The sequence below is a fragment of the Bacillus cereus group sp. BfR-BA-01355 genome (assembly GCF_022663675.1).
Classification (GTDB): domain Bacteria; phylum Bacillota; class Bacilli; order Bacillales; family Bacillaceae_G; genus Bacillus_A; species Bacillus_A thuringiensis_S.
In genome coordinates, this window is the sequence record NZ_JAKUFY010000033.1 from 17,181 (window position 1) to 29,595 (window position 12,415).

Consider the following 12,415-nt stretch of genomic DNA (forward strand, 5'->3'; position numbering starts at 1 on the left):
CTACTATTATCTTTTTTCTTTAAGTTATCGTAATACGTATGAAACTCTAAGGGACGTGGTATGTCATTTCATCAAACAATGATTATATGCTGAGTCATGAATATAGAAACTTCAACAGTAATTTTTGAAAAATAACATAAAAAACAAAACTATCTTTGAAAATGGAAAAAAATCTATATAAATGTCAACTAATCTATGTACAAAAACGTTCACTTAATTTTGCATAAAGTCACTCCACTTAGGAAGCTAAGTAGTTCTTCAAGGTCGATAAGAACACCTGTAGATGCTTCAGGATAACTACATAATTGTATGAGTAATGTACTTGAAACCTTTCGGTAAAACCATACACATAATACAACTAACTCCTTGGTTCAATATTTACTTTTTCGCTGAACAAATTCTTTTTCTTGAGCAAAATATTCTAGGATATAAGGAGATTTTTCAATTAACTTGGTGTCTAGTTTATTCTCCAGCTCCAATTACTTCGTTACTTTCAGATTCAGTTCATTATATTTTGTATTTTGTCTTTATACACAACATATTCTTTACCATCCACTACTGCTACTACCGCAAATTCATCATTTGGATTGAATGAAAGCCAATCAGCCCACATGTTAGTATTAGCCCCTCCACTCCACATATTATGAACAGTGTTTTTAGTTAAATTCATAACTTTATAAGACGCATTTGGCGCATTTGTTCCAGTCTTTATTTCAAAAGTGTATGCGTTATGAATTTTTTTATAAAAGTAGAAAACGTTTGATGGACGAAGCTGATTCAAAAAATCCTGTTCTTTTTTCTCTGCAATTTTTATCCCTTCTTGCAAAGTGACAACATCTGTTTTTAATGTTTTCCAACTGTTTTTCGCTGCATTCAAGCTAGGGGTTAAGAATTTATATTTATTTTGATCAGCTTTTTGATCAGCTTTATCAATATGTCCCATTACACCCGAATATTGAGAATCTAAATCCTCCCATTGCGTAGACATATAAGTAAGAGCAGTGATAGCACTATCAAGCATACTATGCATATCACTAATATTATGAAATGCAACTCCAACTACACGATTCAATGTTATTTTATAATCTACAGTCTGACGCAATTTTGCTAATTCAGGTTCTAGCCAACCTAACTTACCTCTTGCATCACCTATCATTATGCCACCAGCAATCAAGGTTGGAATAAAGGGGATTTTCACCATGTCTAACCCCTTAGATTCTATGTCTTTCTGATATTTTACTTGTCCTAAAAGGTCCTCTAGACGCTTTTGGTCAGCCTCCACATCAGCACCTTGGTTTTTTAAAATCGATTGCAATGTCTCTTTATGACTTCCAAATGTTCTAACATCTTCTCCAATAGCATTTTTTAATTGAATTAATTCTTCTATTAATGCTTTTGCAGACTTTTGATTTTGTTGAATTCCTCCCTGTAAATCTGTAATCCCTTTTTTTAAAGTATCTCCATTTCCAGTATTAATCGCCTCTACTAATGTTTCATAATAATTTTCAAATTTTGTATCGTATTCTATAATGCCTGTCAATGTATCAAAAAGCTGTTTTTTTACTTGTGTATTCCATGTAACAGCATGTGCTCTTGCATTCTTTTGATCTTGTACAATTTTACTAGGTAAATCTGCATTTCCATTAATAGTTATTCCTTCAAAACTCACATCTGGATTATTAATTAGCAAATAAGAATATTCATTCATAGCTTTTGCAAATAAACCAGCATCTTGCAAAGCTTTTTTCATCTGTTCTTCATTTGCTGAAAGAGATATATTTTCAGTGTTCGTTTGTTCAATTTCAATCGCAAAAGTTTCTAGTGGTATGACTGCATAAGTAGTTGTTATAGTTAAAAACGCTGATACAGAGAGTAGTTTATTAGGGATTTTTTTCATCATTTCGTATTCCTCCTATATAAGGTATGGTTTCAAGTTCTAATCTTATTAAAAAGCGATGTCTTTCAAAATGAGTTCTACATCTTTTATCAGTATCGTTTGAACTTTCTTTAGCAGCCTTCAAATCATTAAGTATTAAAGAAAATGTATATAATCCGCTTCAAATTAACCGATTCTGTTGCAAATTTTAAAAAAGCAATTAAACTACAAGGTTATTTTTTATTCGAATCATACTTATATATAATTGAAAGGCGAAGTCTTTAATGAGACTCCGCCTTTCTGTTATATAAGGATTTATTAATTATTACTTTTCTGTTTAACAGTGTAATCATAGACTTTCTATGTTTTAGTTCACTTTACGCAGAATTAATATTTCCCTATTTTTGTGGAGTAACAGTTTCCACTTTTAATTCCTTTATTCCTTCTTTTAATGTAACAGCATCTGTTCGTAATGTTTTCCAACTGTCTTTCGCTGCATTTAAATTAGGTTTTAAGAATTTAAATTTATTTTGATCGGCTTTTTGAGCTGCATTCTCAATATGCCCTAGAACGCCCGAATATTGAGAATCTAAATCATGCCACTGCGTGGACATATAAGTAAGAGCGTTAATAGCATCATCAAGCGCCTTGTGCATTTCATTAATATTACTGTAAGCAACTCCAACTACACGATTTAAGGTTACTTTATAATCCACAGTCTGACGTAATTCTGCTAATAAAGGCTCTAACTTACCTAAATTATCCCTTGCTACTCCCACTATAATACCGCCAATTATTGGTAGACCCAAAATAGCACCCTTCATTACATTAAACCCATCAGATTCTAATTGTTTATAATAGTTTACTGATCCTAATACTTCTTCTAGACGCTTTTGATCGGCATCAACATCTGCACCTTGATTTTTTAAAATTGACTGCAAGAGCTCTTTATTACTTCCAAAAGCTCTAACATCATGTCCAATAGAGTCTCTTAATTTAGTTAATTCTTCTATTAGTTGTTGTGCATACTTTTGATTTTGTTGAATTTCACCTCGCAAATCTGTAATCCCTTCTTTTAAAGTTTCTCCATCCCCTGTATTAATCGCTTCTACCATTGTTTCATAATAATTGTCAAATGTTGTATCGTATTCAACAATACCATTCAATGTATCTAAAAGCTGTTTTTTTACTTTCGTATCCCAAGTAACAGCATGTGCCCTTGCATTCTTTTGATCTTGTACGATTCTACCAGGTAAATCTACATATCCATTAATGGTAATTCCCTCAAAATTCACATCAGGATTCTTAATTAACATATAAGAATAGGCATTCATAGATTTTGCAAATAATCCAGCCTTTTGCAAGGTCTCTTTCATTCTCGCTTCATTTGCAGAAAGAGTCGTATCTCCATTGTTCGTTTGTTCAATTTCACTTGCAAAAGTTGTTACTGGTGAAACTACATTAGCAGTTGTAATAGTTAATAGCGTCGATACAGCGAGTAATTTATAAGGGATTTTTTTTATCATTTCATTTTCCTCCAATTTAGGTTTTAAATTTCAGTTCTACTCCTGTTTAAAAGCAATATCTTTTGAAATGAATTCTGCATCTTTATGAATATCATTCCAACTTTCTTTAGCGGCTTTTAAATCATCTGGTATTAAAGAGAATTTGTGGTCTTGCATAGAATCGATATTATCCAGTAAATCTGTATAATTTGCGCCCATTGTATTCCATTGCTTTTGAATATTTGTTAGAGACAATATCGCTTGATCTACAGTCTGATATAAATATGCCAATGTTTCTTTCGCGTTAGTAAGCGAAAGAACTGCTTGATTAGCACGATCTGCTTTCATACTTAATTCTCCGATTTTGTTAGAAATTTCATTATAGGAGTCCATATGCTTAGATGCTGTGACACCAGCCGCAGTTCCTAGACCGATACCAGCTGCACCAAGAGCCGAGAGTCCACCAACAACAGCCGGTGTTGCTGTACCGCCAGTTACAACAATAACTACCGCTCCTCCAATAGCTGCAATAACTAAAATAGCTGCTCCCAATCCACCACCAATTGACCATGCTAATACATCATCAAAATGTTTTTTCTGTGTAGAACGAAGTTGCTCAATTTCAGCTTGAAGTTGTGGAATCGTTGCCTGTTGACCTGCTAATATTGCAGTTAATCCACCTTTCCCATCTGGACCACCAACATTATTTTTAAAATCTGTAGAATTTTGATATAGTTTCCCTTTGAAGTCTTGTAGCATCTTAATCACATCTGTAACTTCTTTTGAATTTGTATTGATTGTAGTAATTAAATCATTTATACCCTCTTTTAGACCTGCCTTATCTTTCTTTTGTACAGTTTCTACTAATGTGTCGTAATAATTTTGAAATTGTTCATCGTAATTTACAATATTACGAGCAGTTTTTTGAATCTGTGGCTTCGCTGTATCTAACCAGTAATTCGCATTGATTCGTGACAGCTCTTGATTAAGGTGAATATTTTTGAGCAACTCTCCCCCCTCTGAGCCTAAATCGATATTAGATAAATTTACATTTGGTTGCTTAATCATTGTTTTTGCGTATAAATCCATTACTAGAATATGAGACCCTGTTTCAGCTAATGCTTTCTTCAGTCCTTCGGGGCCTAATGCATAATTGCCTACTTTTTGTTCTTGAGCGGTCGTTTCTTGTGCAAATGCATGAATAGTGTTACCGGTAGTAGCAGTTATAACAGTTGCTAATGTAGCTAAAGTTAGTACTTTGAATGGAAATTTTTTCATGACTATTCTCCTTCTTTCGCTAAATGCTTATAATCTGTATGAATTCCCTAAAAACGCAATATTAAAATTTATATACTTGTTCTTCAAGGTAACTTATTACATTTTTTAATTGTCTTAATGTATCTTTTTGAGACTGCTCGTTAGTTGTATCAACATTAGTAGATAATTTTGTAATGCTATTTTTTATTAGATTTAAATCTTCTTTATAGCGCTTTAGTAGATCCAGTTCTACATCTACTTGATTTGCAAACGTATGCAAATCATTTTGTGTAAGAAGAAGCATTGATTTTTGTAAATCAGCTATTGATAGTTTCGTTGTTAAATCATATATTTTTTGATTTTGTTTCTCTAAATCATCTAAATATGCTCGCTGTTCTGCTGTTAATTTATTTACTTCAGCAAAAACGCCAAATGTTTTCTTAATCTTTTCGGTATCAATGACCTTCATCAGGTCATACTCTTGTGTTTTTGCTGCGGCTGCGGCTGCTATTTCACCTTGTTTGCTTTTCTCAATTGCTTCACGAGCTGCTTTTTTTGCTGATTCAATCTCTAGAGCAGTTTTACCTTGTTCTGTCGCTTCTTGCGCCGCTTTTTTCTCCGCTTCTAGAATAGAGTTGTTAATTTCTTTTCCTTTGTTATACGCTGCCACCCCTGCTTGAGCAGCTGGTTCAATAATTTCTTTTGAAAGACTATAAACTTCTTTGAATATAGCAAATCCCTGCTCATTTAAAACTCCTGGTATTAATGCAATTTGCTGTAAATCATTTTGAATTGCTTTTTTGGTATTTAATATTTCATTTTTTAACTGATCTATTTTTCCTGTTCCATCTGTACTTAGTATGCCTTGCGCAGTTGCCACATTAGTATCAAAATCTTTTAATTTTTTATCAAGCTGTAATTTAAGATCTGTTAATTCATTGATTTGTCGTTGCGCATTTTCTTGATTCGTCATAGCCATTTCTTGAAGTACTTCAAGTCTATCCGAAAACCCTTCTCTATCTTCTTTATTGTCTACAAACGATTTTAATGTCGGGTAATAACTATTAAATTTTGTTACAAATCCTTTACTTTTTGAATTTAATAGAATTAACTGTGGATAGAGTTCCGATGACCATTCCTTCATATCTTGTTTGATTAGGAATTGATTGGTATTTAAAGCTGGGACTTCCTCTAGCTGTACATTAGGACTCATTAAAGATTGATCAATATACGTTTGGATTAATTTAGATTGCGCACCTAATTTTCGTAATGAAGAGGAAATATCCATGCCTTCCTGTTGAGTTTCCGCTTGAACGATTGGTGTTGCGAGAGTATTGATAGGAATAGTTGCTCCAGTTACAATGGATGTGACTAATAATCCTGTCATTATTTTAGTTTTCATTCCGTACACTCCTTTACCATTGTTTTTATAACTTAATTCATATAACTTGTACGACCGCTCTCTTTGTAAACTGGATAAGAAGGAGAAATCTTTCAGATACGTTAATATCGTTGTTTTTTACTTCTAATAGGATGTAAGGATTTTATTTATCTCTCATTTCGATACTCTATTTTTTTAAATATAAATAACAAAAATTTATTAACTATATTTGAATCAGGCACCTTATGAGTAGTAAATTATTAATTCTTTCCTAAAGTTGCGGTTTAACTTACAGAATCGTGAGGATCAATAAACCAATGCTTACAGTTAATCTTGTCATAACATTGTTTAATTTCAATTTGATAATATCCCTCTTAGTTTTGTCAGCAAACTCCTTAGTAGACAACAAAAGGTGAAATTATACTGTACATTACTTATACTTTTATTGCGGAATAACTTCACTTTTGTTATGCAGAAACTTAGAACACGTTTATTACCAATTTGATTCTTGACCTCTTGTAAATAAATTGACTATTTAGAAAATTATTAAAGACATAATGTTACTTATAACTTCACTATAATTCCTATTAGCGTAACCTTCTCCTTTCTGTCTGGTCATACCAGTTATGTTGTTCATTAAAACATTAAATTTTTAATGCGTAAATAGAAAAATTTTGTCGATTATGCTCGATAATTTACTGTTAAATAAAAATATGAACCGAAAAAAATTATATAAATATAGTTATTCGTAAATTTCATTTCTGTAATTGTAATGATTACAAATTAATGTGTATACGGTTAAAAATAACTATTTTAGCTCAACCAAGAAATTTTATTTTAGAAAAAATACTTATAGAATAATATAATAGGTTTTTTTATACTTTTTTACCTTTATTTAGTTATGTATAATTGCATAAAATGTAGATATATTTAGTAATATATGTTATATTATTGATTTTTTCACGAAATATCCCAATATCATTATTAATAAATATCTAATATGAAGATATTAGTCTATAAACTTATCATCGTTATAAACATAGGTTTTAAATTACAAAAAAGCTACAAAGCTTCCTTGGAACACTTTGCAGCCTTCTATCTTTTTGTTTCCTTTAGCAAAATAATGGTTAGTGAATTTTCATTTTTTGGGATACTTACACCCATGTTTAAGTCTTTACATTGGAGACAGTAGATAACAAACTTATATTATTGTATATTTTTCACGGTACTGCCTAGGGGTCATGCTAGTGATTTTTTTGAAAACTCTTATAAAATAACTTTGGTCATTAAAGTTAAGCCAAGCACAGATATCTGATAACGAATAAGTAGTGAGTGTTAATAATTTCTTTGCTTCTTCCACTCGTTCCCTTTGAATATATTCGCTTAAAGTAATTCCCATTTCTTTTTTAAATAGTTTAGACAGATAAGTAGGCGTAATTTCTAAATGATTAGCAAGTTCATTCAGAGATATTCCATCGTAAACATTTTTATTAATATGTTTTATACATGTAGTAACCGCGTAAGAATACTTTTTTGCATTGTATTCTTTCACACGATCTGCAAAAGTACGTAAAGCATCCCCTGACAATCGCTTTACAGATTCTACATTATCTAATTGTTCCAGGGTTTGTATATATAAAATACTATGAGCAAAAGCAATATCTGGTGGCAGGTTTCCTTCTATTGCATATCGAGTGGCTAAGGTAATCGCAATAATTCCAAGGTTTTTTTGATTCCTGAGCGGATCCTCTATTAGCATAAGTTCAACATCTTCTTGCGAAACCGCATACATATACTGTATTAACTTTTTTTTATTCCCTTCTTTAATAGTCGAAAAGAAATCATTTACTAATGACATATTGTGCGTTTTAGGTTTGTTTTGTCGACGTTTTAAAATATATAAATCAGGTTTCACATTTTTATTAGGAATTTCCTCTAGTACTTTATTTTTTTCCAAGACAATATCTACATCTAACTTTTCATTGAAAATCATGTAATGTAATAGAATTCCCATATCAATTAATGTAGTTTTTTTAATCTCAGATAAACACTGATAATAGGCAAGTCTTTCTTGAATGTTATCATTTGATTTAAATTCTTTCTGAAATTTTATGATCATATCATCTGAATCTTTTGGATGTATAGTAGGACCGATTATAATAGTCCCTTTAATATCATCATGATTTTCTATATGAATTAGAACAAAATTTTCAAGATAGTTGTTACTTCGGAAAAGTGGCAAGTTAAAGGGATCGTTTTCTTGATAAATATCACTAAGATGTTCTTCTTTTGAAGAATAAAAAGGACTACAAACATTATCAGATGTAGAATGATATAAAATTTTTCTGTCTGCAGATAAAATATGTACAGGGGCATTAAATGCTTTATGTGCAAGATCACACAAGTGTTGTATATCGATAGAAGTATTCATTACATTCTCCTTTATAGATCCATAAAATATATTCTGTTAGATATAATTCACGACAAATAATACTATAAAATATCAAATTAGTACAATTCACAACAAAATATTACTATATCTTTTTTATAAAAATCATATATTATTTAATTGTAGTTAGCATCTAAATATCAGAGTAGATAAGTAAACGAAATAAGCTAAGTTCTTTTCTTAATTCTACAAGATATAATTATTGAACTTGAGAAAACAGTGAAGCACTACAAAATACAGTGGTAGTCAATGCGAGGACCGAGATAGAAAAATATTACAAATAAAACGAAAGTAACAGGAGATACTGTACCACCGCAAGAAATAACAGTCAAAGTTCCAATTCAATCATTTATACAAATTGAATTCAAAAAATAAATACTGCTAATTTAAATATGAAACTGAAAAACTATTTTGCTCCAAATTTTAGAAAAAGATAATAAAGAAGTCGTGAAATCGGAAAAAGAGGAAAGCGATACGGCTATTTTTGAAACACTATGTTTTGAAAAGTACAAGGTGGAGGAAATTCAAGTGCTCAATTAAACATTTAATTGAGAGAAAGGTCTTTTCATCAACTAAAAATAAAAATAAAAAACGAATGGAATATTCAAAAAATGACACTATATTACTGGTCGTAACATTAGTTTTACTTTCCACAAAAGAGGGAAAAATATATAGACTTTACAAATACTAAGAATAGCAAAATAGCTAGTTTTATTACCGCATCACATAAAGTGAAACTTTAATCAGTGGGGGTTTTGTTCATCCCCCACTGATTATTAGCCCACACAAATCGGGCTTTTACAGACAGTTGATCCCCCACCTAACTTCTTTGCTTCCGCTGAATTTTGAGGTGGGGGTCTTACTGCCCGGCAAATAGCGGGATAAACTTATTATTAATTTCCAAACACAATAGTTGTTAATCAACAAAAAACTTCAATAATTAAGGTACACAGTAAATTGATCTCAAAACAGTAATTACTACAGTATCAGTTTTTACTTATTCTATAAAAAAAGAAATATCACTTAACAATTATTATTTTATATCGATTTAGACATAAAACATTATATTATATCAGCTTAAGTATTATGGAATTAAAATTACAAATAACACCAAAACTATTTTAAGAGCTCATACATCGTTCGTATCGAATTTACCACCTTTAGATACCTATGTCATTAACACAACTAAAAAAGATTATCACAAAGGAATCTGAGAGGTTTTTTCAATTCCGAAATTTATTTTTTTGTAAATTAAAGGAAAAATAATCCATATATATACGGATTATTTTCTTAGTGTAATCTGTATTGACCTGTTAACTGTTTATCAGCCATTCGAACTAAGCGTTTTGTAATCTCTCCACCGATCCGAACCATTTGCAGATGATGTGATGTATCAGGTCCCAGTGTGACTCCTAGTTCAAAAGCAATTTCATACTTTATTTGCTCAATAGTACTTGTAGTAGCAGAAATAAGAATTTCATTTGTATTACTTTCGTATCTTTGAATATTTATAATTGCACTTCCAATATATTTATAAATAACATGTGCCTACTTATGCTATTTATGCATAAGTAACCTAATTTCTTCCAGCATTTTTATAGGAACCCTTTCCCTCCCCTTATTCCACCAATTAAATTTGAAACACAAATGTACATTGCAGTTCAATATAACAATAAAAGCTACAAAAGCAACGAATTTACTACTTTAAAGTTAAGTGTTTAACCTTGAAATACTTAAATTCTTTTTTCCAGATAAAGCATACATTATATCTTGATGCTTTATTGTCCTCTTATAATTATGTGGCATCGGGAATTTGTTTCGGTGTTCTTTCATTATAATTAAAGTTTGAAGTTCTATGCTCAATACTTTTGCGAGAACATGATAGTTATATCCATTGTTTAACAGAGAAATTATGTCATAAAACATAGTTTTTCCGCCTACTAATTTTACCAATCTATTCTTTAACTCATCCCTTTTTTCTTTAGCTTCCTCAATTTCTAACAACATGGATTTTTTATTTGTTTGCTTAATGTATTGAGTATATAACTCTGGGAATTCTTTTTGGACTTCTTTGTTTAATACTGGTTTATATTTAATCATATAAGTAACTTGTAACAATGAGCGTTTTAACAAACTATCTTCAATGAGATACGCTACTTTATTAAATAAATGTACATATTCCTTAATATTGGAATAACTATTAAAATGAGCTAATACTCTACTTTTTATACTAAAAGCCTTGCCTATATAAATAATATTGTCATTATAATCTTTAATAAAATAAATACCACTGTCATCTTTTTCTAATTCATTATCCAGTTCTTCTAGACTCATAAAATGCAATTCACTCATACTTTCCTCTCCTTATTAGTTTTAAATCATGAAAAACAGGCAAGGTTTCTAAAAAAGGCACTCAGCTGTCCTAGGATTTTTCATTTTATTTCTTGCTAAATATCAAAAAACTGTTTCTATGTTGCTCAACTATCAATATGATTATTAATAAAATTTTCTATCGTTATTATCTCGCAATTTTATTATGTAATTTCGAGATCGTTTCCTCATTTAAATTACTGTGTTTTATCGAATAAAAGAAATATATGACTGCCCCAATAGTAATCCAAATACTAAAGTACATCCATGTCCTTAACGGTAAATTTAGCATTAAAAACAAACAACATACAATTGAAACGCTTGGTAATACAGGTACAAAAGGTACCATAAATCCACGTTTTAAATTTGGGTGTGATTTACGTAGAATAATAACTGATAGACAAACTAACGCAAACGTCACCAAACTACCGATATTAACTAAATTAACCAATTCTTTTAAATCAATAAACCCAGCTATTATAGAGCTCCCTATTCCTGCCAATCCAGTTATAAAAGTGGGTGCTCCAGTTTTCTTATTAACTTTCGCAAATGATTTCGGTAACAATCCATCACGACTCATTGCAAAGAATACTCGTGTTGCCGCATACATATTGGAAAAAATAACAGCCATAAGGCCAATTACAGCACCTGCAGCAATTGCACCAGCGACTTTTCCTTGTCCTACAACTTCCATTACATAAGCCATTGCCTCAGGGACATTTAATTCTTTATAGGAAACCATTCCTGTCATAACAAGGCATACCATAACATAAATAATTGTACATATGATTACTGATGCAATAATACCGATCGGAAGATTACGTTTCGGGTCTTTTACTTCTTCTGCTGAAGTTGCTAATATATCAAAACCCGTAAAAGCGAATAAAATAGCTGCTCCACCCGTAAAAACTCCACTTAAACCGTATGGTGCAATTGGTATCCAGTTCATTGGTTTTACATAGAATATACCAACCGTAATAAACAACAAAATCATTCCAATTTTAATCAATACCATTGTATTATTGATTCGTTTACTTTCCCTCGTACCACGGGATAACATCCATGCTAATATCAATGTAATGATTACTGCTGGTAGATTCACAATACCACCATGCGAAGGAATCGTTACTAGAGCTTTAGGTATCTCTAATCCAAATCCCTTTATTAAATTGTGGAAATAGCCTGTCCATCCAGCAGCGACAGCCGCTGTTGCCACGATATATATTAACAGCAATGACCAACCTACTAGATGAGCAACAAACTCACCAATTGTTGCATATGAGTACGTATATACACTACCAGACGCCGGGAGTGTAGAAGCAATTTCCGCGTAACATAATGCTATAAATCCACATATAATTGCTGCAAGTATAAATGAAAAAACAACTGCTGGACCAGCATTTCTTGCTGCTACTAATCCAGTTAACACAAGAACACCCGTTCCAACTATCGAGCCTACCCCTAACATAATTAAATCAAATGCTCCTAATGTTTTCGTTAAAGTCTTGCTTTGATTATGCTCTAACAATTGTGTAACGGATTTCTTTTTTAGTAAATTACTCATATTTTCTGTATCC

At 31.2% G+C, this 12,415-nt stretch carries 9 protein-coding genes and 1 pseudogene; 1 reads left to right on the forward strand and 9 read right to left on the reverse strand.

The genetic code is table 11. The features are described 5' to 3' along the window. Positions 1–251 precede the first annotated feature (251 nt). From MR167_RS13495 to MR167_RS13520, 6 genes and pseudogenes are all read right to left on the reverse strand, one after another. Positions 252–479, reverse strand: a pseudogene (locus tag MR167_RS13495) (hypothetical protein); the annotation flags it as partial. A 20-nt stretch (positions 480–499) separates the two neighbouring features. Then, positions 500–1,900 carry a hemolysin BL regulatory component HblB gene (hblB, locus tag MR167_RS13500; RefSeq protein ID WP_242314813.1) on the reverse strand — a complete coding sequence of 467 codons (1,401 nt, stop codon included), beginning with the start codon at positions 1,898–1,900 and terminating at the stop codon, positions 500–502. 374 nt (positions 1,901–2,274) lie between these two features. Next, positions 2,275–3,402 carry a hemolysin BL binding component B gene (gene hblA, locus MR167_RS13505; RefSeq protein ID WP_000591978.1) on the reverse strand — a complete coding sequence of 376 codons (1,128 nt, stop codon included), beginning with the start codon at positions 3,400–3,402 and terminating at the stop codon, positions 2,275–2,277. Between the two features lie 36 nt (positions 3,403–3,438). Then, on the reverse strand, positions 3,439–4,659 hold the full coding sequence (gene hblD / locus MR167_RS13510) for a hemolytic enterotoxin HBL lytic component L1 (protein ID WP_000714435.1): 1,221 nt from the start codon (positions 4,657–4,659) through the stop codon (positions 3,439–3,441). 61 nt (positions 4,660–4,720) lie between these two features. After that, positions 4,721–6,040, reverse strand: coding sequence for a hemolytic enterotoxin HBL lytic component L2 (hblC, locus tag MR167_RS13515; RefSeq protein ID WP_242314815.1), 1,320 nt, complete (start codon positions 6,038–6,040; stop codon positions 4,721–4,723). A 1,180-nt stretch (positions 6,041–7,220) separates the two neighbouring features. After that, positions 7,221–8,450, reverse strand: a complete 1,230-nt coding sequence (locus MR167_RS13520; protein WP_001097907.1) for a helix-turn-helix domain-containing protein — start codon at positions 8,448–8,450, stop codon at positions 7,221–7,223. 429 nt (positions 8,451–8,879) lie between these two features. Between MR167_RS13520 and MR167_RS13525 the strand changes: the two genes are divergently transcribed. Next, positions 8,880–9,008 (forward strand): hypothetical protein, encoded by a 129-nt coding sequence (locus tag MR167_RS13525; protein ID WP_003281887.1) that lies wholly within the window; start codon positions 8,880–8,882, stop codon positions 9,006–9,008. A 750-nt stretch (positions 9,009–9,758) separates the two neighbouring features. On the opposite strand, the gene MR167_RS13530 is transcribed toward MR167_RS13525, so the two are convergent. The 3 genes from MR167_RS13530 to MR167_RS13540 all read right to left on the reverse strand — a co-directional run bounded on the left by MR167_RS13530 (position 9,759) and on the right by MR167_RS13540 (position 12,402). Then, a complete protein-coding gene (locus MR167_RS13530; protein WP_044783651.1) occupies positions 9,759–9,980 on the reverse strand; it encodes an alpha/beta-type small acid-soluble spore protein in 222 nt (73 codons plus the stop codon). Between the two features lie 198 nt (positions 9,981–10,178). Next, on the reverse strand, positions 10,179–10,820 hold the full coding sequence (locus MR167_RS13535) for a nucleotide excision repair endonuclease (RefSeq protein WP_088298401.1): 642 nt from the start codon (positions 10,818–10,820) through the stop codon (positions 10,179–10,181). 166 nt (positions 10,821–10,986) lie between these two features. After that, positions 10,987–12,402: an amino acid permease gene (locus tag MR167_RS13540; protein WP_242314817.1), complete on the reverse strand. Its 1,416-nt coding sequence runs from the start codon at positions 12,400–12,402 to the stop codon at positions 10,987–10,989. Between the last annotated feature and the right edge of the window lie 13 nt (positions 12,403–12,415).

Excerpts from the sequence above, each read along its gene's own strand:
- hblB (WP_242314813.1), bottom strand. The coding sequence starts at position 1,900 with ATGATGAAAAAAATCCCTAATAAACTACTCTCTGTATCAGCGTTTTTA.
- hblA (WP_000591978.1), bottom strand. The coding sequence starts at position 3,402 with ATGATAAAAAAAATCCCTTATAAATTACTCGCTGTATCGACGCTATTA.
- hblD (WP_000714435.1), bottom strand. The coding sequence starts at position 4,659 with ATGAAAAAATTTCCATTCAAAGTACTAACTTTAGCTACATTAGCAACT.
- hblC (WP_242314815.1), bottom strand. The coding sequence starts at position 6,040 with ATGAAAACTAAAATAATGACAGGATTATTAGTCACATCCATTGTAACT.
- MR167_RS13520 (WP_001097907.1), bottom strand. The coding sequence starts at position 8,450 with ATGAATACTTCTATCGATATACAACACTTGTGTGATCTTGCACATAAA.
- MR167_RS13535 (WP_088298401.1), bottom strand. The coding sequence starts at position 10,820 with ATGAGTGAATTGCATTTTATGAGTCTAGAAGAACTGGATAATGAATTA.
- MR167_RS13540 (WP_242314817.1), bottom strand. The coding sequence starts at position 12,402 with ATGAGTAATTTACTAAAAAAGAAATCCGTTACACAATTGTTAGAGCAT.